Genomic DNA, 23,477 nt, shown 5'->3' with positions numbered 1-23,477 from the left:
CACATTGTCCCGTCGTGAGTGGTTTTGCCGGTGTGAACCGGCAAAACCACTCACGGCGGAGTTCCGTCGGGCTCTTCAGCGGGGACGTCCGCGCCGGCGCGGTGGATCATGTCGGCCAGGAGGTCGGCGGGGGTGTTCTTGGGTTTCATTTCCGCGATGGACAGGGAGGTCTCGGTGCGTTGGATGCCGGGGATCTGCCAGATCTTGGTGATCAGCAGGTCGCGGAGGTGGGTGTGGTCGCGGACGCGGATGCGGACGAGCATGTCGACGCTGCCGGTGACGAGCATGACCTCCTCGACCTCCGGGAGGACGGCGAGGGCGGTCATGATCGGGCCCTGTTCGAAGCCCTGACCGGCGGTGACCGTGAGGTAGGCGATGGTGGGGTAGCCCAGGGCGCTCCAGTCGAGGCGGACGCCGTAGCCCTGGATGACGCCCTGGCGGTGCAGGCGTGCGATGCGGTCGGCGATGGCGGGGGCGGACATGCCGAGGGACCGCGCGAGGCTGCGCTGGGAGATGCGCGCGTCGCGGCTGAGCAGCAGCAACAGTTGCATGTCGGTGGTGTCCAGCGCGGCCGGTGAGGTGGGCTGGGCCGCGTGTGCGCCGATGTCGCCGAGCGGGCGGATCCAGTCCGTCACCCCACACCCCTCTTGTCAGATGCCAGTTCGTTAGGCATGCTCGGTATACGAACGTAAGGCGGTAAGCCTGGCCATCCTTACATATGTAAGACACGGTAGCAAAGGGGTGGATCATGGGCACCTTCACCGAGCGGCTGGCCCGCCGCACCCGCACCGGGCCCGACCTGCTCGGCGGCATCCTGGCGCTGGCCAACGCGCACGGCGTGATCAACTTCTCCGGCGGCTTCCCGGAGCCCAGCCTCTTCCCCACCGACGTGCTCGGCGACATCGCCCGCCGGCTCATCGACGAAGACCCGCAGGTCGCGCTGCAGTACGCGCCCAGCGAAGGGATCGCGAGCACCCGCGAGGCGATCGCCGGCCGCATCGAGGCCACCGACGGCCATCGCCCGCATGACAGGGAACTCCTGGTCACCAGCGGCGGCATCGACGCGGTCACGCTGATCGCCAAGAGCATGCTCGACGCGGGCGACCTCGTCCTTGTCGAGGAACCCAGCTACCTCGGCGCGGTCTCCGGGTTCACCGCGTTCGACCCGGTCCTCAAAGGCGTCCCGATCGACGACGAGGGCCTCGACATCGACGCCCTCAAGCGCGTGATCGCCCAGCACAAGACCCCGAAGCTGCTGTACACGATCCCCGACTTCCAGAACCCGAGCGGCCTGTCGATGGCGAACGACCGCCGCCAGGCGCTGGTGGACCTCTGCCGCGAGCACGGCATCCTGATCGTCGAGGACGTCGCCTACAGCCAGCTCGGCTTCGACGACATCGCCCGTCCGTCGCTGTGGTCGCTCGGCCCGGATGTGGTCGTGCAGATCGGCACCTTCTCCAAGATCTTCTTCCCGGGTGTGCGGCTCGGCTGGGCGGCCGGGCCGGCCGAGGTCATCGCCCCGATGGGCGTGGCCAAGCAGAACTCCGACCAGTGCGCGGGCGCGCTCGGTCAGCGCATGCTCGAGGAGTACCTGCGGGCGGGCCTGCTCGAGCGCGACCTCCCGCACGCCCGCGAGCTGTACCGCTCACGCGCCGCGCGGATCACCAAAGCCCTGGAGGAACACGCGAACGGGCTGGCCACGTGGACCGTTCCGGGCGGCGGTTTCTTCACCTGGCTGCGCGTTCCCGGCGTCGACACGGTCGCGCTGGCCCGCGAGACTGACGTGGCGTTCGTGCCCGGCGCCGGGTTCTTCGCCGAACGCCAGGACACCGAGCACCTTCGCTTGTCCTACAGCAGGATCAGCGAGGACGACATCGACACCGGCATCGCGCGGCTCGCAGCCGCTATCCGCGCGCATTGAGGAGTGGTCATGGACAGCAGTCAGCAGCACTTCAGCACCGAGGGCGCGGGCACGCCCGCCAAGACCGGGCGGTTCGTCGACGTGCAGGCCATCAAGGCCCTGGAAATGGTGCCAGGGCTGCACTTCCGGCCGGTGCTCGGCGACGGCCTGATCATCAACGTGGTCAGCTACGAGCCGAACTCGGTGGCGCCGATGCACAGTCACGCCGAGGAGCAGATCGTCATCGTGACCGAGGGCGAGTTCGAGTTCACCCTCGACGGCGTCACCCGGACCATGAAGGCCGGGGACGTCGCGGTGATCCCCTCGTGGGTGCCGCACGGCGCCCGCACGCTGGACAACACCTGCACGGAGATCGACGTGTTCACCCCGCCGCGCGCGACCCTGATCGACTACGCGGCCGGCCAGGTCGAGCAGTCCAAGGTGGACTGAGCGTGGATCTGGGACTCAAGGGCCGCAAGGCGATCGTCACCGGCGGTTCCAAGGGCATCGGCCTGGCGATCGCCCGTGAACTGGTCATCGAGGGCGCGTCGGTCGCGATCTGCTCGCGGGACGCCGCCGAACTGGCCGCCGCGGCCGAGCCGATCGGTGCGTTCCCCCAGGTCGCCGACGTCACGGATCCGGTTGCGGTGCGGGGATTCGTGGACGCGGCGGCGGCCGCGTTGGGTGGCGTCGACATCCTGGTCAACAACGCCGGGCGCGCGCATCCGGGCAACTTCGAGGCACTGTCCGATGAGGACTGGCGGGCCGACATCGACGTCAAGCTGTTCTCGCAGATCCGGTGTTTCCGGGCCGCACTGCCCCACCTGCGGGCCAGCGACTCGCCGCGGGTGATCAACATCAACGCGACCTACGCCAAGAACCCGGATCCCGCGTTCTTCGCCACCACCGTCGTGCGCGCGGCCTGCCTGAACCTGAACAAGGTCCTGGCCCAGGAGTTCGGCGGCGACGGGATCCTGGTCAACAGCGTCAACATCGGGTTCGTCGACACTCCACAGTGGAACAACATCCACGCCCGGCGCGCCCCCGGCCGGGACCGCGACGAGTTCCTGCGGGACATGGCCACCGCCGAGGTCCCGCTGGGCCGGTTCGGGCGGGACGACGAAGTGTCCGGGCTGGTGGCGTTCCTGGCCGGCGCACGCGCCAGCTACATCACCGGCGCGGTGATCGATGTGGCCGGTGGGATGGGCAAGTACGTGTAGGGCGCTCTGGGACGACGGTTCGGGTTCGACGCTAGGTCAGCTGCTGCAGTCCGATGACCGCCAGCAGCCGCAGGGCATCGTGGGCGGGTGTGCCGGGTTCGGCGGTGAACAGCACGACGTGCTGGTCGCGCTCCGGCACGACGAGGATGTCGCAGATCAGCGTGATGGGGCCGATCCGCGGGTGGTCGATGGTCTTGGTCAGGTGGCGTTGGCCGGAGACCTCGGCGCTGGGCCACAGCGCGGCGAACTCGGGGCTGCGGCGGAGCAGATCGCGGACGAGCTCCTGTGTGGCGGGGTCGTCGGGGTAGCGGGCGGCGGCCGCGCGCAGGTGTCCGGCGGCGAACTGGCCGAAGTCGCCGCCGCCGGTGATGCCGTAGTGGCGCCGGCTCGGGTCGGGGTGCAGGAAGTAGCGGCGGATCATGTTGCGGTCCCGGCGTGGCTGGGCCGAGAAGTCCTCCAGCAGCGCCGCCGCGAGCGGGTTCCAGGCCAGGACGTCGTACTTCGCGTCGAGCACGATCGCCGCGGTGTCGGGCATCCGTTCGATCAGGTCCATGATCCGGTCGGGCACGTCCGGCGACGGGCCTGGCGGCTCGGCCTGCTGGCCGCCGAGGACGTACATGTGGGCTCGTTCGGCGTCGTTGAGCCGCAGGGCGCGGCCGAGCGCGGCGAGCACATGTCGCGACGGGTGCGGGCCGCGGGCCTGTTCCAGCCGGGTGTAGTACTGCGTGGAGATGTGCGCCAGCTGCGCCACTTCTTCCCTGCGTAGGCCGGGCGTGCGGCGCGGTCCGTGGGCCGGCAGGCCGACGGTCGCCGGGGTCAGGCGTTCGCGGTGCAGCCGTAGGAACCGGCCGAGCTCGTGCTTGTCCACGTCTCCAGGATGGCCTCGGTCCGGCGGATCAGCCAGGTACCGCCAGGGCCTGCCACGGCGTCATGCGGCCGCCGCAGGGTGGAGTCATGACCGGACTGTTGACTGACAAGATCGCGCTCGTCACCGGGGCCAGCCGCGGTATCGGGGCCGCGGCGGCGCGGCTGTTCGCCCGGGAGGGGGCGACCGTGGTGCTGGCCGCCCGCACCGAGAGCGCGTTGAAAGACATCGCCTCGGACATCCCCGGCGCGTCCTATGTGGTGAGCGACCTCGGTGACATGGGAAGCATCTCGCGGGCGGTGGACACCGTCGTCGAACGGCACGGGCGCCTGGACATCGCGTTCAACAACGCCGCCGCCGGGGTGCCGCCGCACGCGGTCGCGGACTTCCCCGAGAACGACTTCGACCTGATCATGCGGGTGAACCTCAAGGGCGTCTTCTACGCGGTGTCGGCCGAGGTGAAGGCGATGATCGCGGGCGGCGGCGGGGCCATCGTCAACACCAGCAGCGTGGGCAGCCTGCGGGCGAACCCGGCGCTGCCCGCGTACGGGGCCGCCAAGCGGGCCGTCAACAGCATCACCGAGTCGGCGGCGGTGACCTACGCGGCGAACGGTATCCGGGTCAACGCGATCGCCCCGGGCCTGACGATCACCGAGATGGTCGAGGACTGGAACCGGCACGACCCGGGCGTGATCGACCGGATCATCGCGGGTACCCCGCTGGGCCGGGCCGCCCGGCCGGAGGAGATCGCCGAGTCGGCGGCGTGGCTGCTCAGCGACCGTGCCTCCTATGTGACCGGCGTCGTGCTGCCCGTCACCGGCGGCACCGCCGTGTGATCCGTGCTTTGGAGCAAGTTCGGTGACACCGCGAACCCGTGCCGCTCGTACGCCGGCACCGCACGGGTAGACGAGTGCACGGTGACCCGCTCCAGCCCGAGTTCCGCGGCCAGGCGCAGGATCGCCTCGATCAGCAGGCCGCCGAGCCCCGCGTCACGGGCCTCCGGCACGACGTACACGCACTGCACGTCACCGGATGCCCGCTTGAACGCGTGCGGCGTCGGCACCCGCGGGACGATCGCGAGAAACCCCATCCCGATCACCTGATCGTCGCGCACCAGCACCATGCACCGGTGCGTGTCGGCGTTCTGCCGTGCCCACACGGCAAAGCCGCGGATGAACTCGTCGCGCCCGTCGTCGGGCAGGCCTCTTTTCTCGGCCACCCAACGCCACCGCAATCCGGCGACGGCCTCGTATTCGGGGGGACGGGCGAGTCGGGTCTCGATCATCGTCCGGCCGTAAGATCCAGCGCGGCCAAACCCGCCACGCAAGTGGCTGCTGTCCGGTGGGCTCGCCCGTCGGGGTGTCGTGCTGGGGCTACTGCCGACTCGGCCGTGCCGCAGATTTCGGCCAGGTCGCCGGGCATCGCGATCCGGCGGACGACGTCATCCGTGCGCGGTAAGCAAATCACGCCCTCTCCCCCACCGTTGGGTCCGGCTGGGCCAGCAGGTCCTCGTACTTGTCCAGGCCGCCGGCCAGGTACAGCACCGTCTGGGCCTTGCGCGGCGAGAACGGCTGTGCGAGCCAGGATTGCCGTGATCGCCAGGCCGCGCAAGGTCCTCTGTGTCAAACGCCGTTTCCTGGTCTGGCCCACCGGTACTCGACGGTCATTGTCAGGACCATGATGGCCGCCAGGGCACCCATTTGCGCCACGGCCGTGCCGTTGACGCCGAGGAACACCGTTGGCAGAGCCAGAACGGCGCCGACCAGCCTGGCTGGGCTGAACGGGACACCGACCACGGCCCGCTGAACGGCGTTGGCCACCAGGTACAGCGCCACCCCACCGGCGATCCCGAGCGCTGGCCCCCAGTGCAGGTGGTCCATGGGCTGCGCGATGGCGTCCGCCGCGCCGGCCGCGAACAGGATCACCGAACCCAGCAACGGCACGTAGATGTGGCCATAGCCGAAGATGGCGACGCGACCGCGGCGATCGCCCGCGGCGGCGAGGCGCTCGGCCATCGCGTGTTCGTTCAGGAAGTGCGCCCACCACAGGGATGCCACCACAGTGAGGGTGAGCACAGCGAGCGCCACCAGGTCGAAAGTGACGTGGTGGCTGGCGGAAACCCCGACGGCCACCACGGATTCGCCGAACGCGATCAGCAGCACGAGGCCGTGTCGCTCGACGAAGTGCCGCGGCCGGGTCACGTAGATGTTCGCCAGGTTCCACAATCCGTTGCCCCACATGACAAGCGGCGCAAGCACCCAGAGCACCCAATGCACCGGGCCGCCGATGAGCGCCGCGGCGAGCAGACAGCCGGTGCCGATGAGGTTGACCGGCGCGATCTTCAGGATGCCCCGCCGGGACGCCGCGTGCGGTGTGGTCAGGTAGAGGCCGAAGTGGATGATCACGACGAGCAGGTAGCCGAGAGCGAACACCAGCCCGCCCGCGCCGAACGCCTCCGGAATGGACAGTGCTACCACCAGGAACGCCGCCATCCCGAACAGGATGAAGAACTTGTGCGTCAGCTGCAGTGGCGTGAGCGCGTTGGTCAGGTAGGCGAACCCGCCGTACATGTACCACAGCACCGACACCAGCAGCCCGACCTTGGCCAGCCCGACCCACGAGAAGTCGTGGTGCAGCACCGGGGTCAGCTGGGTCAGGGTGAACACGAACACCAGGTCGAAGAACAACTCCAGCGGGCCGACCTGAACCTCGGTCAGCTCGTCACCATCCCCAGTCACGTGCGGAAGCGTAAGCCCTGCCCGTTCGCGGGGTTCGTGGACACTTCGGACACTCCGGCGCCCTGGTCCCACACGAAGGTCATGTTGTCGTTACGCCTTTGTTCTGAAGGTAGATGGTGCCGTCTGCCTTCGTTCTGCCATTCCGCAGGGGGACGCGCGTGAAGAGGATGAACGTGTGCACCGTCTCGAACGCCTGCCCGCCACCTCGTACTTCCTCGTCAGCGCGGTCTTCCACTACCTCGGACCGTCCTTCGCGGTGCTGCTGTTCGCGCACGTGTCCGCGCTGGGTACGGCGTGGCTGCGGATCGCCAGCGCGGCGGTGATCTTCGCGGTGTGGCGCCGGCCGTGGCGGCTCATCGCCGGGCTGGACCCGCCGCGACGATGGCTGCTCGGTGCGATGGGCGCCGTCCTGGCCGCGATGAACTCGCTGTTCTACCTCGCTTTGGAGCGGCTGCCGCTGGCGACTGTCGGCGCGATCGAGTTCCTTGGTGTGCTTGGCCTGGCCGCGGCCGGTGCGCGCACCCCTCGCAACGTCGCCGCGCTGGTGCTCGCCGTCGGTGGGGTCGCCGCGCTCGCTGACGTCCGGTTCGTCGGAGCGCCGCTCGGGTTCGTGTTCGCCGCCGCCAACTGCGTCGGCTTCGTGCTGTACGTCGTGCTGGGCCACCGGATGGCGAACTCCCCTGGTCACAACGGTATCGACCTGCTCGCGGCCGCCATGCTCACCGCGGCCGTCACCGCGACCCCCTTGACCGTGGCCGACGCGGCCCCTGCCCTGACCCACCCGGCGTGGCTGATCTGGGGTGTCGCCGTTGGAGTGTGCTCGTCGGTGATCCCGTACGTCGCCGACCAGCTGGCCATGGCCCGCCTGCCGCGCGCCACGTTCGCCCTCATGCTCTGTCTCCTGCCGGCCACCGCGACCGTCATCGGTCTGCTCGTACTCGGCCAGGTTCCGGCCGGTCAGGAGGTCGCTGGCATCGGTCTCGTCATCGCTGGCATCGCCGTGCACCGGCCACCATGACGTTGTGTCAGAGGAACACGCCGATCACGGTCAGGCCGATCCACAGCACCACGCCGATCGCCAGCAGCACCAGCACGGCCACGGCGATGGCCAGCTTCTTCCTGCGTTCGGGGTCGGTGACCGGCGGTTTCGTCAGCCAGACCGCCCCGTTGCTGTCCGGTTCGCGGGTCTCGCTGACAGCGAGGGGTTTCTGCCTCACCTCCCGCAGCACCCGCAGAATGGTGTCGCTGGTCCGGACTCCGCCGTCGCGGGTGTCCACCAGGCTGCGCATCGCGACCTCGGACAGCTCGACCGGCACGGCCGGCTCCAGCTCCCGAGGCGTGGGCAGCGGACCGTCCTCCGCCGGCCACGTGCCGGTGAGCAGGAAGTACAGGATCGCGCCCAGGCCACGCACATCGTCGGCGAGGTCCGCCTCGCGCGGTGGACCAGGAAACGCCAACCGCAACGTGCCCGCGGGACTGACCCGGATGCGCAGCGGGTGCCCCACCCCGAGCACCACACCATGGCGGTGGGCCTTGCTCACCGCTTCGGTCAGCGGGTCGAGCAACCAGCAGGCGTGCACGGGGTCGACTGGGTACCGCGCCACCACGTCCGACATCGCGGTTCCCCGAGTCCACTCGGCGACGACGATGCCGCCGATACCCTCGTCAGCTCCGCCGCCCACCACATCCAGCACCGGCGCGACGCCCGGATGCCGCAACGCGGACCGGTGAACCGAACGCTTCAACGCGTGCAGCCCTCGCCGCCCACCCTCAGTGCCCTCACCGGAAACTATGGTCAACGCCACGTCGCGGCGAGACCGGCCATCCCGCGCCCGCCACAACTGCGCGTTGTCCCGCTCGTCCACACCGGTGAGCTCCAGCAACCGGAAACGCCCATCCCCCACCACCGATTCCGGTACCCACACCCGGTTCGTCACGCGGACCTCGCCGCCCATACACGTCCATCCCATACGGTTCCATGCGTCATCAACCACCGCGTATACCCGTTACTCCCCCGCAGGAAACCCGGGGCGGTGTGGTGGTCGTCAGCCGGCGGGGAGGTTGCGCCGAGATTTCCACTCACCGCACAGATACGCCTGTACACATCTCCACCGTATCGACCGGGCTTAGCCCTAACGGGCAGTAATCCGGTTTGCACCTTGTGTCCGGCCGGCTCGCTGCGGAGCATGGACCCAATGAGGGGTGGGCCAGATGGACGTACGGCACGCGACGCGTTGGTCCAGCGTCACAGCGCGGGGTAGGTAGGCGATGGGCCGCCGACTGGCGTTGCTGATCGCGACGTTCGCCTACCAGGACGCCGGCCTCAGGAAGCTGGCCGCGCCGGCGCACGACGCCGAATCGCTCGCGGAAGTGCTGGCGGACAAGCGGATCGCCGGGTTCGAGGTGACCACGCTGATCAACGAGCCGCACCACAAGGTCGGCGAGGCGATCGGCGAGTTCTACCGGGACAGCCGCCGCGATGACCTCACCCTGCTGTACTTCACCGGCCACGGCCTGAAAGACGACGACGGTCGGCTGTACCTCGCGATGACCAACACCAAACGCGACAGTCTGTTGTTCACCTCCTTGCCGGCCGATCAGGTCGATCAGGCGATGTCGTCCTGCCTGTCCAGACAGCAGGTGCTCATCCTGGACTGCTGCTACAGCGGCGCTTTCCCGGCCGGGAAGATCGCCAAGGGCGACGACTCGGTGCAGACCCTGGAGAGGTTCGGCGGGCGCGGCCGTACCGTCCTGACCGCCTCGGACTCCACCCAGTACTCCTTTGAGGGAAACAAACTCAGCGGTTCGGGCGCGCAGTCGTTGTTCACGCGGTTCCTGGTCGAGGGGCTGCGGGACGGCAGCGCCGACCTGGACCACGACGGCGACATCACCCTCGACGAACTGTACTTCTACGCCCGCGACCGGGTTGTCGCGGAAATGCCGCGGCAGCGACCGAAACGGCAGGACAACGGCGAAGGTCGCACGCTGATCGCGCGCAACGTGAACTGGTCACTCCCGCCGCGGCTGCGCAGCCTGATCAACAGTCCGATCGCCAATGACCGGGTGAGCGCGTTGGACGAGCTGGCGCAGCTCTATCGGACGGGCAACGACCACGTCCGGACGGAAGTCCTCAACCAGATCACGCTGCTGGGCCAGGACGACAGCAAGACGGTGTCGCTCGCGGCGGCCGAGCGATTGACCGTCCTGAAATCGGAGCCTCAGGAGCGCCGGGAACCAGTCATCACGGCTGCCCCGAAACCGCCGCCACGGAGCCGGGTTCGGCAGCGGCGGAAGCTTCTTGTGGGCGCCGCGGTCGGCGCGATCGCGGTCACGCTCGCCGCGATCTTCCTTCCCCGTCTCTGGCCCGCCGAGCCGCCGGGAACGCCGACGGCCACCGATCAGCGGCTGCCGCCTGGCGGGATCGCGGTGAGCCGTGACTGGAGTCGTTTGTACGTCGCGAACTTCGCCACGCGCTCGGTCTCGGTCATCGACCCGGTCCGCGGTGTCGTGCTGGACAATCCGATCCGCGTCGGTGAGCGCCCGGCCGGCCTCGCGGTCGCTCCGGACGGCAAGCATGTCTACGTGGCCGACTCGGACGACAGCACAGTGACGGCCATCAACATCGCCGCCCGGGAGACCAGCGCGACCAAGGTCCCCCGCGGGCCTTTCGGTGTGGCCACCGCATTGGACCGGCCTTACGTCTACGTGACAAGTTTCGACGCGGCCACCGTGTCGGTGATCGAGGCGACCAACAGCACGATCGTGGGCGACCCGGTCAAGCTCGCCGGTCATCCGCTCGGCGTGGCGCTGCATCCGCATGGCCATCGGATCTACGTCGCCGACGACACCGGAACCCTGTCGGTGATCGACACCGCGACGAACAAGGTCGAGGCGGTCCGAATCGGCGGCTACCCCTATGGCGTCGTCATCGGACCACAAGGTGTCAAGGTCCATGTCACCATGGTGAACCCCAACGCGCTGATCACTGTGGACACCGCCACCAACAAGGTGATCGGCGAGACCATCGCACTTCCGCCTGGTCCGTTCGCTCTGGCCGTCGGCGACAACGACCTCGTGTACGTGGGCAGTTTCGACATGGCCAGCCTGGTTGCCGTCAACACCACCACCGGTGCGACTGTGGGCGAGCCGTTGAAGCTGCCGGTCTCGCCACGCGGGATCACAGCCCTCGACAAACAGGCGCGGCGACTGGCCATTTCGGACGGTGCCGGCGGCCTGTGCTTCGTGGACACCCAGACTCGCGTGGTCAGCGACCCCATTTCGCTGCCCTGAGCCAGCTTCATGGACAGGTCACTAATAGTGCTTTGGTAGGTCTGCTTAGGCCAGCCGCACCAGATCCCGCAGCGGGCAGGGTGGACAGCCAGTAGTCGGTGGGCTCGGGCCGGCCGGTCGGCCAGCAGCCAGCACTCGGGCAGGCTGTCATCGGTGTCGCGGGAATGTTGTGGTTGGCCGGGCGCACCCGCAGCGCGAGGAACCGTGACCGCATGCTCGCGCTGGGGTTGCCGGGCGACTTCTTGGATCCGTGCCGCCACACCACGAACCGGCCCTGCGCCCGGCCCGCGTTCATGACCAGGGGCGTGTCCTTTGGGCAGTTCACGAGCTGCGGAATGTGCCCCGCAGTGCGGCACGGGCGATCTTGATCGACGATCGTGGTCGACTTGTGTTGACAAAGCGGGACCAAGCCGGGGCAGGCGCCCTACTGGACCGCTCCTGGGGGTGGCGTCGAGGACAGTGACGCCTCGTTGGAGGCAGCGCTCTACCGCGAGCTGGCCGAGGAACTGGGCGCCGAGGCCACGGACGCTTCGCAGGTGTTCCTGTTCAGCTCGCCGTCAGATGCCGGGGTCGCGGTGCAGCACTTCTTCGTGGCGCGGCTCGCCAACCTGGACGAGTCAGCCCGCAGCGGCCCGGAGTTCAGTGATCCGTCGCGGGGCGGCTACGAGTTGGACCGGGTTGACCTGCGCGGAGATGATCTGGTTGCGGTCGACTTGAAGCCGACCGCGTTGAAAGAGTTCATCCTGGCCAACCGGGAAGCGCTGCTGGTCGAGGCGGGTACCGTCGCCTGATCCTGGCTGCGTGCCCCACCGCAGGCAGGCCGGGGTGGCGCGGTCGAAGTAGGCCAGGGCGATCCCGGTGTGAGGATTGTCCGCCAAGTAGCGCGGGAGCGTTTCGCGCACATCGCCTTGGACAAGCAGGGTGCGAGGTGATGTAGTCGGGTGGGTACTTGGCTGGGGGCGAGGCCGGTAACGCAGGGAGGGGCTCGCCATTCGGCGAACACGCTGATCGGCTCCGAGAGGCTGCAGTCCAGTGTGTCGGCGGCAATGGTGGCGGTTTGGCGGGCGTGGCGCAGCGGGCTGGATGCGGGGATTCCGGGTTCGGCGGACGGGGAGACCATGTCGATCATCGGGGTGACCGGGCACCGGGAGCTGACGGCGGTCATCGAGGCGCATGTGCGGGCGCAGATCGCCGCGATACTCCGTGAACAGCCGCAACCCGTGCTCGGGATGAGCAGCCTCGCGGACGGTGCCGACCTGGTCTTCGCCGAGACGGTGTTGTGGCAGGGCGGGACTTTGCACGCGGTGCTGCCCGCGCTCGGCTACCAGAGCACTGTGCAGGACGCCAAAACGTACGAGCGGCTGCTGAAGGCGGCCGACGAGGTCACCGTCCTGGAGTTCGATGAGCCCGGCCCGCAGGCCTACGAGGCGGCGGGGCGGCTGATCGTCGAGAAATGCGACCTTCTCGTCGCGGTGTGGGATGGCGCGGCGCCTCGCGGACCGGGCGGGACCGCCGCGGCGGTGAACTACGCCCACAGCCTCGGCCGGCCGGTCCGGATCTGCTGGCCGGACGGCGCTATACGACCGTGACGGTCGCGGACCGAGAACCCCAGAAACGCCTGTCCGTTCCGTTGAGGAGCCGTACACCGGTACGCAGGGCGCGGTCTGGTTCCTCGAGGACGTCAAACGGCGGGACCTGCTGCCGTGGCGGGTCACCGGGCGGTACTCCGAGGCCACGCCGAGGACGACCGCTTGACCGGCACCGAGAGCATCGACGAGCCGCCGGTCGCCCTGTCGCGGCTGCGGCGGGTCAACGGCCGCGAGGACGTGCGGGAGACATGCGCAAGGCACGGGAGGCGGGCGGCGGGCAGTGGTCCTGGAGACGGCCCGCCGCCTGTTCATCGAGCACGGCTTCGACGCGACCCACCTGACGGACGGGCAGATGCACACCGTCCTCAACGAACTCTGCCTGCGCATCCTGCGCATCTGACCGTCCTGTGTGGACGATGACGGATCGCGCCACACCCTGATCTTGTTCCCGCAGGTCGCGGTGGGTACCCATCACAGGGGACGGCAGGACCCCGAGCGACTAGGGCACACTAGTTCTATGAGCAGCGAACTCGGTGACTTCCTGCGCTCCCGCCGCGCGGCCCTGTCGCCGCAGGCCTCGGGGGTGCGGACGGATGGGTCGCCGAGGCGCGTTCCGGGACTGCGGCGCGAGGAGGTCGCGCAGCTGGCCGGGGTGAGCGTGAAGTACTACACGCGCATCGAGCAGGGCGAGAGCCACCAGATGTCCGACTCGGTGATGGAGGCCATCGCCCATGCGCTGCAGCTGGACGAGAGCGAACGCCTGCACATGTTCCGGCTGGCCTGGCCGGCGCAGGTGACCCGCCGGGAGACCGGCCCCGAGCGGATCCGGCCCACCCTCCAGGCGGTGGCCGACGCCAACACCGAACAGGGTGTGATCATCGTCGGCCGGCGCACCGACGTGCTGGGCGGCAACCGGCTCGGCTTCGCGCTCACCGGCCTGCGCCCGGACCAGCGGCCGAACATGGCCAAGCTGACCTTCCTCGACCCGGCGATGCGCGACCTGATCGTCAACTGGGCCGCCCACGCCCGCGAGATCGCCTCCTACCTGCGGATGGCCTCCAGCGACCAGCCGGACGACCGGCTGCTGACCGAGCTGGTCGGCGAGCTGAGCATCAAGAGCGAGGACTTCGCCCGGATCTGGGCCACCCACCCGGTCGCCGAGTGCACCCACGGCGTGATCGAGTACAACCATCCCCTGGTCGGCCACATGAAGCTCTACCGGGAAAGCCTGCGCCTGCCGGACGACCCCAGCCAGCGGATCATCTTCGTCGGCGCCGAGCCGGGCACCGACTCGGCCGACCGCCTGAGACTCCTGGACTCGCTGATCTCCTGACCCCCAGTGGGTACCCCTTCGCGGCCACGGACCAGTCCGCGGCTTGTGCACGTTCACCAACCGTCTCGACACCAAGGAGCAACATGAAGATCGGCATCGGGCTGCCCAACCAGGTGCGCGATGTCCGTGCGACGGTCATCCCGGCCTGGGCCCGCACGGCCGAAGAGGCCGGGTTCTCCTCGCTGGGCACCGTCGGCCGGATCGCCTACCCGGGCATCATCGACACCGTCGCCCTCGCCGCCTCCGCCGGCGCGACCAGCACCATCGGCCTGGTCAGCACCGTCATGCTGGCGCCGGTGTGGCCGGCGCCGCTGCTGGCCAAGGAGCTGGCGAGCCTGCAGGCGGTCTCCGGCGGACGGCTGACCGTGGGCATCGGCGTCGGCGGCCGCTCGGACGACTTCGTCGTGGAAGGCCACGGCCCCAAGGGACTCGGCAAGCGGATGAACGCCGCGCTGGAGGACTACAAGGCGCTGTGGAGCGGCCAGCCGGTCGGCGGTGGCGACAACCCGGGCGTGCCCGGCGGGTCCATCGACGTGCCGATGCTGTTCGGCGGGTTCGCCCCGGCCGCCATGGAGCGGATGGCCAAGTGGGGCATCGGCTACATCGGCGGGTCCGTGCCCGCGCCGGTGATCGCGCCGCTGTTCGACAACGCCCGCGCCGCCTGGAAGCAAGCCGGCCGCGAGGGCCAGCCACGCCTGGCCGTCATCGCCTACTACTCGATCACCGACCCGGACAAGGGCCGCGCCAACGCGTACGACTACTACAGCGTCGCCGGTGAGGACTTCGCCAAGAGCGTCGCGGGCAACGTCGCCACCACCGACGCCCAGCTGCGTGAACTGGTGAAGAGCTTCGAGGAGATCGGCGCCGACGAGCTGATCATCCACCCGGTCACCGACGAGCTGGACGACGTCGCCCGGCTGGCCGACATCGTCCTCTGACCTCAGCCCTGGCCGCGCACCCAGTCCAGCGCGACGGGGAGCGCGGTCAGGACGGAGATGTGCCCGTCGCGCGGCCGCAACCAGAGCTCACCGGCACGCAGGTGCTCGACGAGCCAGTGACCGTGCGACACGGGCACCACCCGATCCTCACCGCCGTGCACGACCAGGACCGGCACCTCGAGCTCGGTCACGTCGAACCCCCACGGCGACACGTAGGCGACGTCGTCGTCGACCTGCCCGTCCGGGCCCGCCCGTCCCGCCCGCTGCGCGTCCTGCCCCAGTGCCGCCCAGGCGCCGTCCAGCGCGGCCCAGTCCGCCTCCGTGAAGTCGTCCGGGTCGAACTCGGCCGTCTCAGCGAACTTCGCGCGTGCCGCACGGCCCTCGACGGCCGCCCGCGGCGCCCCCGGCGACGCCATCCCCGCGAACCAGTCGAAATCGCCGGTCATCGGCGCCAACCCGGCCAGCCCGGCCACCGCGGTCACCCGGTCCGGCATCACCGCGGCACAGGCCAGCGCGTGCGGACCGCCACCGGACGCGCCGACCGCCGCGAACCGCCCGATTCCCAAGGCATCGACGACCTGCCGCAGGTCCTCGCCGACCGACCTGACCGACCGGCCTGGATTCGGGCTGGACGTTCCATAGCTCGGCCGCGCAGGCGAGACGACCCGGATATCCCGCGCCTTCGCCGCTGCCACCACCGGTTCGAGCAGCGCTCCGGTCTGCGGCGTGCCGTGCTGCCACAACACCGTCAACTCGCCGTCGCCAGTGTCGTAGACCTGCAGATTCCGGCCGTCGGCCAGCCGCACCTCACGTTCGTTCATCGTGGACTCCTCAGCACCGAGCCGAACACCGCCGCGAACACACAGAGGACCAACGGCACCACGAAGGCCACGTTCAACGGCATCCAGTGCGTCAACCCACCGATCACCGCGGGCCCCGCCAGCATGCCGACGTACCCCAGCCCCACCACCCTAGCCATCAACGCACCCGACGAACGCGGATCCAGGTTGCCCGCGGCGGTGAACAACACCGGCACTCCCCCGGCCAGGCCAAGCCCATACAACGCCCACCCAACCAAGCACAACGGCACCCACGGTGAAGCCGACGCGATCGCAAGTCCGACGGCAGCCATAGCAGCGCCGTAACGCACTACCGCGACGGGGCCAACCCGTGCCGTGACACGGTCGGTCAGGAACCGGCCCACAGTCATCGCCACCGCGAACGAGCCGTACGCGAACGCCGCCGTGCTCGCCGACGTGCCCAAAACGTCCTTGAACTCCAACGCGGCCCAGTCGTTCGCCACGCCCTCGGCCAGCATCATCGCGAACGCGATCGCACCGAGCAGCCACACGATCCGCGCGGGAACCGTCACCTTCCCGGCCTTCTCGTGCTCCTCCGGCCGGTCGGCCTCGATCAGCAGCGGAGCCGTGGCCAGCGAGACGACCACAACCAACGCGCCACACACGCCCAACGTCACCGCAGTCGGCACGCCAGCGCCCAGCACGGCCGCACCGACGACGGACGCCGCGGCACCGCCGATCGACCACATCGCGTGGAACGCCGCCATGATCGGCCGCGGATAGGCCCGCTCCACCACCACGGCCTGCGCGTTCATCGCCACATCCAAGGTCCCGTTGGCGAACCCGAACAGCAGCAATGCCAGCCCCAGCGCCCACCACTCATGCGCCAGACCAGGCCCGATCAACGCGACGCCGGTGAGCACACCCGCGGTCGGCACGAGCTTGCGCTGACCGATCTTGTCAGCGAGCGCGCCACCGATCTGCATGCCAATGAACGCCGACCCACCCAGCAACAGAAGCAACGCTCCGAGAACACTGTGCGAGATACCGGTGGTCCGCTCGACAACGGGGATGTGGACCAGCCAGAGGCCGACGGCGAACCCGTTCATCGTGAAGTACACCCAGGTCGCCACGCGAGCGGCCCGCGGCCGGGCCGGGGATACGACAGTCATTGGTCTCCTGCATCATGGTCTGGTGACGACCGGTGGCTATCTCAAGGGCCGGCTTCGCCGCGAGGACATCATCACCGCGGCGGTCGCCGTGTACGGCGAGGTGGGCTACCACGGTTCCTCGCTGCGGGAGATCGCCAAGCGCGCCGGAATCACCCACGCCGGGCTGATCTACTACTTCCCCACCAAAGAGGCGCTGCTCGCGGCCGTGCTCGAACGGCGCGACGCCGAGGACTCGCAGCGGTTCGACGTCCCGCCCGGGCTGGAGGTGCTCCGCCACTTCCTGGCCCTGGCCGAGCACAACGTCGCCCACCCGGGCATCGTCGACCTCTACGCCCGGCTGGCCGCCGAAGCCGTCGCCGAGGACCACCCCGCGCACGACTACTTCGTCCGCCACTACGAGATCGCCCGGGACAGCGCGCTGGAGTCGTTCCGCATGCTCGCGGCCGACGGCACACTGCGCCCGGGCGTCGACCCGGAGCTGGCGACGCTGACGTTCATCGCCCTGATGGACGGCCTTCAGGTGCAATGGCTGACCACTCCCTCGGACGTCGACCTCGTCGGTTCGCTCCGGTTCTACCTGCAGAACCTGCTCACTGTTCAGCTATAACGTGCTGGTGTACGGGTCCCAGTCGGCGGGCAGCGGCGGCGGGACCTCGACCCGGCTCTCCACGTCCACCGACCGGCCGCGGATGATCGACTCGTCGATCGCCAGCATCGCGTCGAGCACGTGGTAGGCCAGCTCACCGGACGCCCGCTCCGGTTCGTTGTTCCTGATCGCCCTGGCCAGCTCCAGCGCCCCGGTGCCACGCGAGGCCTGGTGCCCTTGCGGGGACAGTTCCTCCTGGTCATCGCTGACGTGCAGGACACTGGCGCCGTCGAACCGGTTCGGGTCCGGCACCACCAGTGTGCCTGCTGTGCCGGTGACTTCCAGAACGCCGACCCGCCGCAGCGCCGAGTCGAAGCTCAGCACGAGCTGCGCCGACCCGCCGCTCTCGAACTCGATCAGCGCCGTGACGGTCGTCGGGACGGTCACCGCGAACTCGGTGCCCGCCCTGGGACCGCTGCCGATCACCCGGGTCTTCCTGGACTGGCCACCCGCGCCGGTCACCTTGCGGATCGGCCCGAACAGCTGCACGAGTGCGGTCAGGTAGTACGGGCCCATGTCCAGCAGCGGCCCGCCGCCGGCCTGGAACAGGAACTCCGGCGACGGATGCCAGCTCTCCGGGCCCGGCGTCTGGAACAGCGCGAGACCACTCTGCGGTTGGCCGATCCGCGGCAACGCCCGCCTGGCCGACTGGAAGCCCGCGCCCAGGATCGTGTCCGGCGCGCACGCCACCCGCAGGCCCTTCTGCATGGCCTGGTCGAGGAGCTTGCGCGCGTTCTGCCGGTCGAGGGCCAGCGGCTTCTCCGACCAGACGTGTTTGCCCGCCTCCAAGGCCGCCAGGCCGACCTCGACGTGCGCGGCCGGGATGGTCAGGTTGACCACCAGCTCCAGGTCCTCGTCGGCCAGCAGTTCCGCGCCGGTGCCGGACCTCGGCACGTTGAACTTGGCCGCCTGGGCCGCGGCCCGGCCGGTGTCCAGGTCGGCGACGAACCGGACCTGGACGTCCGGGAAGCTGGTCAGGTTCTCCAGGTAGGTGTCGCTGATCGTGCCCGCGCCGATCAGGCCGACCCCCACCGGGCTCATCGCCGCACCTCGCCGAGGAACTCGTAGCTCTGCTTGATGCCGTCGAAGATGTCCCCGTCGAACTGGTCGAACTCCACCACCCAAAGGGCGTCTCCGGCCGCGTTCAGGACGTTTTCGATGGGCACGCTGCCCTGGCCCGCCGGGACCTGCCCGGTCGCGTCGGTGGCCAGGCCGCCGTCCTTCACGTGGATCGCCCTGACCCGGTCGCCGAGCCGGCCGAGCAGCGCCGCCGCGTCCTCGCCACCCGCGGTCGCCCAGTAGGTGTCGACCTCCAGCACGACCTCCGGGTCGAGCTGGTCCGCGAAGACCTCGAACGCCGTGCGGCCGTTGATCTTCTCCATCTCCCACCAGTGGTTGTGGTAGCCCACTGTCACGCCGTACTCCGCCGCAACCTTCGCGGCGCCATTGATCGCCTCGGCCGTCGCGGCGATGTCCTTCTCGTCGCGCCACTGGTCCGGGCCGACGAACGGGTCGATCACCACCCCGATGCCGCACTCCTTGGCGATGGCGAACACCTCGTGCTGGTCCTCGCCGATCAGCCGCGCGTGTGCCGTCGGAGCGGTCAGCCCGTACTGCCCCAGCCCCTTCAGGACCTCCGCGTTCTGCACGACGCCATACGGCTCCACCTGCGTGAACCCGATCTCCGCAAGCCGCCGCAAGGTGTTCCCCGGCTGCTCCGAGAACAGGTCCCGAACCGAGTACAACTGCACCGAAACCCTGCTCATCCCAACTCCCCGAGTGTGTGGAAGCGCTCCCACGATTTCTACCACCTGGTAAGTATTCCCACCAGCCCCCACTCACCTTCACGCTTTGGGCCGGTTGCCGCTCCGTGCATTCGGTCGCATTTTCGTCACTGAGGTATTTACCGTGTTCGTAGTCCTGAATTGAGTGTCACATGTGAGACGACGAGATCGGCCTGACCGCGTCGGCGGCGGCTTCGCCCGAGCGGATCGCGCCTTCGATGTAGCCGTACCAGCGTGGTGAGGTTTCGGTGCCGGCCCAGTGGATCCGGCCGATGGGTGGGCGGAGGGCTGGGCCGAGGCGGGTCCAGGCGCCGGGTGGGAAGAGGGCGGCGTAGGCCCCGCGGGCGAAGGGCTGGTCGTTCCAGTTGTGTTCGAGGAAGTGGGTGGGGGTGGCGGCTTGAGGGCCGAAGAGATGGATGAGGGAGGTGAGGAGAGGTGAGTTGGGTGTTCGGGCGGTAGTCGCGGCGCCGGTGCTGGCGCCGGTCGTGGGGGCGCCGGTGGCGGTCGTGGGGGTGGCTGTGGCGGCGGTGGTGGCGCCCGTGGCAGTGGCGGTCGCGGTGGTGGCAGCGGTGGTACTAGCGGCGGCGAAGGCGAGCAGGACGCCGCGGTCGTCGTCCTGGGGGCTGCTGTCGACGGTGAGGGTGATGGGGCCGCGGAGGCTCAGGGCGGCGCCGCTGAGGCCCTCCTTGCGCCAGAACGGTTCCGGGTAGATGGCGACGCACTTGATGACACTGCCCATGGGGAGTCGTTGTGTGAGGCTGTCGCGGGTGGCGGGAAGTGGTGGGTGGTAGGCGATCCGGGCTGCTTGGGGTGGCGGCAGAGCGACGACCACGTGACCGGCCCGCCAGATGGATCCATCCTCTGTGGACACCGTGACACCGTTGGCGTCTTGGGAGATCCGACGGACGGGTGCGTTGAGGTGGATGTCAAGGCGTGAAGCGAGCTTGGCGGCGAGGCCTGATGCGCCGCCGGTCAACCGGTCCTGCTGGGCGCCGCCTTCGAAGTCGGTCAAGGCGGGCAGGCTGCCCGCCGACGCGACATAGAAAAGTGCATGCAGCAAGGACAGTTCACTGGGCGAGCAGGCCCAGATGGCCTGGCAGGCCAGGGCGAGGAACTGACGTCCGCCGCGAGTCCTTGCCGTGCGGTCGATCCACGACTGCAGGGTCTGACTGTCGAGGGTGGACGGACTCCGCCAGGGCGCTGAGGTGTCGACGCCGCGGGCGAGCCGGGACAGGCGAGACTGGGCCTGTGCAACGTCCAGCAGCGTCAAGGGGCCGAGTTTCGGGACCATACCGTGGAATCGCCGAAGCCGCCCGGCCGACGTCTCGAGCAGGTTCGCGCCCGCCGTGTAGGTCGGGAACGTCGACACGCCGAGTTCCGCGGCCAGCGCGTACACCCGGTCCTGGCCGGGGCCGATGAACTGGCCGCCGAGGTCGATGGTGAGACCGTCCACCGAGACACCGGCGGTGCGGCCGCCGATGTGCGGACAGGCTTCCAGGACGACAACGTTGATTCCGCGTTGAGCCAACCGGTACGCGCAGGCCAGACCGGCCATTCCCGCGCCGACGACGACAACGTCGATGTGGTGGGACACATAACCTCCGTGGGTGGGTTGGTCATGTTCGCGGCCAGCGCGAACACACCAGCGCACCCACCTGCCACCACGGCGCCGATTTCGGTTGTTCGGTTGTGGAGTGGATCATTTCGGCCACCGCGATGGGTGTCAACACCTACGATGACCGGCGGCAACCACTCGAGGACTGGGGAACGTGCATGGGTACGACACGCCGACGCCTGCTCACCGCGGGCGCGCTGGCCTTAGGCTCCACCCTCGTCGCCGCGGAGGAGGCGCTGGCCGCCGACGACTACGGCTCCGGCGAGCTGGGGCCGTGGGACACCGGGCAGCGGCGCATTTCCGAACCGTCCACCATCAGGCAGGTGCGGGACACCGACGGGCTGTACATGTTCGGCGACAGCATCTCCGTGCAGGACGGCTACGCCCTCGCTGTGCGCCTCAAGGCCCGCACGGGCGACCTGCTCGCCGTGCACAACTGGTCCGGCCGCCCGACCGCGCCCGCGGTGGACGCGCTGCAGGACTGGGCGACGACCTACGGCATGCCCAAGCGGATCCTGATGGCGACCGGGTCGAACGACATCTTCGCTCCCCCGGTGATGGCCGCCCAGATCGACCGGGTGATGAGCATCGCCGGGTCGACCAGGACGGTCTACTGGGTGAACGTCCAGGTCGCGCGGACCAGCGTGACCGACGCCGTGCGGCTGGCCGACCAGCGCAACAGTGCCTGGGTCAACCTTCAGCTGGCCGACGCGCAGGCCCGGCACGCGAACCTGCGCATCATCCACTGGGCCGAGTTCCTCGCCGCGAAGCCGTCCCGCCTGACGATGTACCTGCGCGACGGCGTGCACACGTCCTACCCCGAGAAGGGCCAGGACGCCCGCAACGAGCTCATCTGCGACGCCATCGCGGCGTCCTAATGGGATTCCCGGGCGACGTCGTGACCGCTGGCGCCGGTCAGGAAGTCCAGGTCGGCGCCGGTGTCCGCGCCCGTGACGGTGTTGACGTAGAGCTGCTCCCAGCCGCGGCGGGGTTGCGCGAGCGCGGCCATCAGACCCTCGGACGGCTCACGTGCGGCCAGCTCTGAGTCCGGGATGTCGACGGTGAGACGGCGGTTGGGCACATCCAGGGTGATCCAGTCGCCGGTGCGGACCTTCGCCAGCGGGCCGCCGGTCGCCGCCTCGGGGGCGACGTGCAGGACCACGGTCCCGTAGGCGGTGCCGCTCATCCGGCCGTCGCAGACCCGGACCATGTCGCGGACACCGGCACGCAGCAGCTTCGACGGCAGCGGGAGGTTCGCGACCTCGGGCATCCCCGGGTAGCCGCGGGGCCCGCAGCCGCGGAGCACGAGCACGGTGTCGGCGTCGACGTCGAGGTCCGGGTCGTCGATCCGGGCGTGTACTTCCTCGGCCGAGTCGAACACCAGGGCGCGGCCGCGGTGGGTCAGCAGGTGCTGGGAGGCCGCGGCAGGTTTGATGATCGCGCCGTTGGGAGCCAGGTTTCCGCGCAGGACGGCGATTCCGGCGTGCGGGAGCAGCGGGGCCTCGCGGGTGCGGATGACATCGGCGTCCCAGATCTCCGCCTCGCCCAACGTTTCCACGAGCGGACGACCGGTCACGGTGATCGCGTCCTTGTCGAGCAGGTCGGTGACCTGCCGCAGCACCGCGGCCAGGCCACCGGCCCGGTGCAGGTCCTCCATCAGGTACTCGCCCGCCGGTTGCAGGTTGACCAGCAGCGGCACGTCCGAGCCGATGCGGTCGAAGTCCTCCAGCGACAACGCAACGCCCAACCGGCCGGCGATCGCCAGCAGGTGCACGACGGCGTTGGTGGACCCGCCGATCGCGGCCAGCGCCACGATCGCGTTGCGGAACGAGCCCTCGGTCATCACCTGACTCGGCCGGCGGTCCGACGTGACCATCTCCACCGCGAGCCGTCCGGTTTCGTGCGCACGAGCCAGCAAACGGCTGTCCGCGGCCGGGATGCCAGCGGTGCCGGGCAAAGTGGTGCCGAGCGCCTCGGCGACCAGGCCCATCGTGGACGCGGTGCCCATGGTGTTGCAGTGCCCGCGGCTGCGGATCATCGACGACTCGGAGCTCAGGAACTCCTTGGCCGACAGGGTTCCGGCCCGGACCTCCTCGCTCAGCCGCCACACGTCGGTGCCGCAGCCCAGCGGCTTGCCCCGGAACGTGCCGGTCAGCATCGGGCCGCCGGGCACCACGACCGCCGGGATGTCCACCGAGGCGGCGGCCATCAGCAGCGACGGGATCGTCTTGTCACAGCCGCCGAGCAGCACCACGCCGTCGATCGGGTTGGCGCGCAGCATCTCCTCGGTGGCCATCGCCGCCATGTTGCGCCACAGCATGGCCGTCGGCCGCATGTTGGTCTCGCCGAGCGACACCACCGGCAGGTTCAGCGGCACCCCGCCCGCGGCCCAGATCCCCTGGCGGACGCTCTCGGCGACCTCGTTCAGGTGGCTGTTGCACGGGGTCAGGTCGGAGGCCGAGTTGGCGATCGCGATCTGCGGCCGCCCGGTGAACGCGTCATCGGGGGCGCCTCGGCGCATCCACGCCCGGTGGATGTAGGAGTTCCGGTCCTGCCCGGCGTACCACGCTGAACTGCGGAGCGACAC

23 protein-coding genes are annotated in these 23,477 nt (G+C 69.5%); 12 read left to right on the top strand and 11 right to left on the bottom strand.

The window, feature by feature from the left end:
- Positions 1 to 50: 50 nt before the first annotated feature.
- Complete coding sequence (locus tag AB0J95_RS13100) at positions 51 to 635, bottom strand: Lrp/AsnC family transcriptional regulator (RefSeq protein ID WP_364756598.1); 585 nt, start codon at positions 633 to 635, stop codon at positions 51 to 53.
- A gap of 113 nt (positions 636 to 748) precedes the next feature.
- Here AB0J95_RS13100 and AB0J95_RS13095 point away from each other — a divergent pair, with 113 nt between their 5' ends.
- The 3 genes from AB0J95_RS13095 to AB0J95_RS13085 are packed head-to-tail and all read left to right on the top strand — an operon-like array spanning position 749 to position 3,120.
- Positions 749 to 1,921 carry a PLP-dependent aminotransferase family protein gene (locus AB0J95_RS13095; protein WP_364756595.1) on the top strand — a complete coding sequence of 391 codons (1,173 nt, stop codon included), beginning with the start codon at positions 749 to 751 and terminating at the stop codon, positions 1,919 to 1,921.
- A 9-nt stretch (positions 1,922 to 1,930) separates the two neighbouring features.
- Positions 1,931 to 2,350, top strand: a complete 420-nt coding sequence (locus tag AB0J95_RS13090) for a cupin domain-containing protein (protein WP_364756592.1) — start codon at positions 1,931 to 1,933, stop codon at positions 2,348 to 2,350.
- A gap of 2 nt (positions 2,351 to 2,352) precedes the next feature.
- Positions 2,353 to 3,120 (top strand): SDR family oxidoreductase, encoded by a 768-nt coding sequence (locus AB0J95_RS13085; RefSeq protein ID WP_364756591.1) that lies wholly within the window; start codon positions 2,353 to 2,355, stop codon positions 3,118 to 3,120.
- Between the two features lie 31 nt (positions 3,121 to 3,151).
- Here the strand turns inward: AB0J95_RS13085 and AB0J95_RS13080 are convergent, their stop codons facing one another.
- Positions 3,152 to 3,988, bottom strand: coding sequence for a helix-turn-helix transcriptional regulator (locus tag AB0J95_RS13080; RefSeq protein WP_364756588.1), 837 nt, complete (start codon positions 3,986 to 3,988; stop codon positions 3,152 to 3,154).
- An 86-nt stretch (positions 3,989 to 4,074) separates the two neighbouring features.
- Between AB0J95_RS13080 and AB0J95_RS13075 the strand changes: the two genes are divergently transcribed.
- Positions 4,075 to 4,821, top strand: a complete 747-nt coding sequence (locus AB0J95_RS13075; RefSeq protein ID WP_364756587.1) for a glucose 1-dehydrogenase — start codon at positions 4,075 to 4,077, stop codon at positions 4,819 to 4,821.
- Here AB0J95_RS13075 and AB0J95_RS13070 read toward each other — a convergent pair.
- Positions 4,773 to 5,270, bottom strand: a complete 498-nt coding sequence (locus tag AB0J95_RS13070) for a GNAT family N-acetyltransferase (protein ID WP_364756584.1) — start codon at positions 5,268 to 5,270, stop codon at positions 4,773 to 4,775. The genes AB0J95_RS13075 and AB0J95_RS13070 overlap by 49 nt on opposite strands.
- Positions 5,271 to 5,607: 337 nt before the next feature.
- Positions 5,608 to 6,723, bottom strand: coding sequence for a low temperature requirement protein A (locus AB0J95_RS13065; RefSeq protein ID WP_364756582.1), 1,116 nt, complete (start codon positions 6,721 to 6,723; stop codon positions 5,608 to 5,610).
- Positions 6,724 to 6,898: 175 nt separating this feature from the next.
- Here AB0J95_RS13065 and AB0J95_RS13060 point away from each other — a divergent pair, with 175 nt between their 5' ends.
- Complete coding sequence (locus AB0J95_RS13060; RefSeq protein WP_364756579.1) at positions 6,899 to 7,741, top strand: EamA family transporter; 843 nt, start codon at positions 6,899 to 6,901, stop codon at positions 7,739 to 7,741.
- 7 nt (positions 7,742 to 7,748) lie between these two features.
- Here the strand turns inward: AB0J95_RS13060 and AB0J95_RS13055 are convergent, their stop codons facing one another.
- Complete coding sequence (locus tag AB0J95_RS13055; RefSeq protein ID WP_364756576.1) at positions 7,749 to 8,660, bottom strand: hypothetical protein; 912 nt, start codon at positions 8,658 to 8,660, stop codon at positions 7,749 to 7,751.
- A gap of 331 nt (positions 8,661 to 8,991) precedes the next feature.
- Between AB0J95_RS13055 and AB0J95_RS13050 the strand changes: the two genes are divergently transcribed.
- The 5 genes from AB0J95_RS13050 (at position 8,992) to AB0J95_RS13030 (ending at position 14,873) form a co-directional block, all read left to right on the top strand.
- Positions 8,992 to 11,013: a caspase family protein gene (locus AB0J95_RS13050; protein WP_364756574.1), complete on the top strand. Its 2,022-nt coding sequence runs from the start codon at positions 8,992 to 8,994 to the stop codon at positions 11,011 to 11,013.
- 470 nt (positions 11,014 to 11,483) lie between these two features.
- Positions 11,484 to 11,804 carry an NUDIX hydrolase gene (locus AB0J95_RS13045; RefSeq protein ID WP_364756572.1) on the top strand — a complete coding sequence of 107 codons (321 nt, stop codon included), beginning with the start codon at positions 11,484 to 11,486 and terminating at the stop codon, positions 11,802 to 11,804.
- Positions 11,805 to 12,131: 327 nt separating this feature from the next.
- Entirely contained in the window at positions 12,132 to 12,602 is a 471-nt protein-coding gene (locus AB0J95_RS13040) for a hypothetical protein (protein ID WP_364756569.1), read from the top strand.
- 517 nt (positions 12,603 to 13,119) lie between these two features.
- Positions 13,120 to 13,935, top strand: a complete 816-nt coding sequence (locus tag AB0J95_RS13035) for a helix-turn-helix transcriptional regulator (protein ID WP_364756566.1) — start codon at positions 13,120 to 13,122, stop codon at positions 13,933 to 13,935.
- Between the two features lie 83 nt (positions 13,936 to 14,018).
- Positions 14,019 to 14,873 (top strand): LLM class flavin-dependent oxidoreductase, encoded by an 855-nt coding sequence (locus tag AB0J95_RS13030; protein ID WP_364756564.1) that lies wholly within the window; start codon positions 14,019 to 14,021, stop codon positions 14,871 to 14,873.
- A 2-nt stretch (positions 14,874 to 14,875) separates the two neighbouring features.
- On the opposite strand, the gene AB0J95_RS13025 is transcribed toward AB0J95_RS13030, so the two are convergent.
- The gene (locus AB0J95_RS13025; protein ID WP_364756561.1) at positions 14,876 to 15,694 is read right to left on the bottom strand and encodes an alpha/beta hydrolase; all 819 of its coding nucleotides are present in this window, start codon (positions 15,692 to 15,694) and stop codon (positions 14,876 to 14,878) included.
- The gene (locus AB0J95_RS13020) at positions 15,691 to 16,845 is read right to left on the bottom strand and encodes an MFS transporter (RefSeq protein WP_364756559.1); all 1,155 of its coding nucleotides are present in this window, start codon (positions 16,843 to 16,845) and stop codon (positions 15,691 to 15,693) included. The genes AB0J95_RS13025 and AB0J95_RS13020 overlap by 4 nt, the downstream gene beginning before the upstream one ends.
- Before the next feature lie 22 nt (positions 16,846 to 16,867).
- Here AB0J95_RS13020 and AB0J95_RS13015 point away from each other — a divergent pair, with 22 nt between their 5' ends.
- On the top strand, positions 16,868 to 17,452 hold the full coding sequence (locus AB0J95_RS13015; RefSeq protein ID WP_364756556.1) for a TetR/AcrR family transcriptional regulator: 585 nt from the start codon (positions 16,868 to 16,870) through the stop codon (positions 17,450 to 17,452).
- On the opposite strand, the gene AB0J95_RS13010 is transcribed toward AB0J95_RS13015, so the two are convergent.
- From AB0J95_RS13010 to AB0J95_RS13000, 3 genes are all read right to left on the bottom strand, one after another.
- The gene (locus tag AB0J95_RS13010) at positions 17,447 to 18,532 is read right to left on the bottom strand and encodes a Gfo/Idh/MocA family oxidoreductase (protein WP_364756554.1); all 1,086 of its coding nucleotides are present in this window, start codon (positions 18,530 to 18,532) and stop codon (positions 17,447 to 17,449) included. The two genes, AB0J95_RS13015 and AB0J95_RS13010, sit on opposite strands and share 6 nt — an antisense overlap.
- Entirely contained in the window at positions 18,529 to 19,257 is a 729-nt protein-coding gene (locus AB0J95_RS13005; protein WP_364756551.1) for a sugar phosphate isomerase/epimerase, read from the bottom strand. Before AB0J95_RS13005 ends, AB0J95_RS13010 begins: the two co-directional genes overlap by 4 nt.
- Positions 19,258 to 19,423: 166 nt before the next feature.
- Entirely contained in the window at positions 19,424 to 20,869 is a 1,446-nt protein-coding gene (locus AB0J95_RS13000; RefSeq protein WP_364756549.1) for an FAD-dependent oxidoreductase, read from the bottom strand.
- A 179-nt stretch (positions 20,870 to 21,048) separates the two neighbouring features.
- On the opposite strand from AB0J95_RS13000, the gene AB0J95_RS12995 reads away from it, so the two are divergent.
- Positions 21,049 to 21,768 carry a hypothetical protein gene (locus AB0J95_RS12995; protein WP_364756546.1) on the top strand — a complete coding sequence of 240 codons (720 nt, stop codon included), beginning with the start codon at positions 21,049 to 21,051 and terminating at the stop codon, positions 21,766 to 21,768.
- Here the strand turns inward: AB0J95_RS12995 and AB0J95_RS12990 are convergent.
- A complete protein-coding gene (locus AB0J95_RS12990) occupies positions 21,765 to 23,477 on the bottom strand; it encodes an IlvD/Edd family dehydratase (protein WP_364756544.1) in 1,713 nt (570 codons plus the stop codon). The two genes, AB0J95_RS12995 and AB0J95_RS12990, sit on opposite strands and share 4 nt — an antisense overlap.

It is taken from the genome of Actinocrispum sp. NPDC049592, assembly GCF_040675465.1.
Lineage (GTDB): Bacteria > Actinomycetota > Actinomycetes > Mycobacteriales > Pseudonocardiaceae > Kibdelosporangium.
The sequence above is the reverse complement of the archived record's forward strand: the minus strand, read 5'-3'. Positions and strand labels throughout refer to the sequence as shown.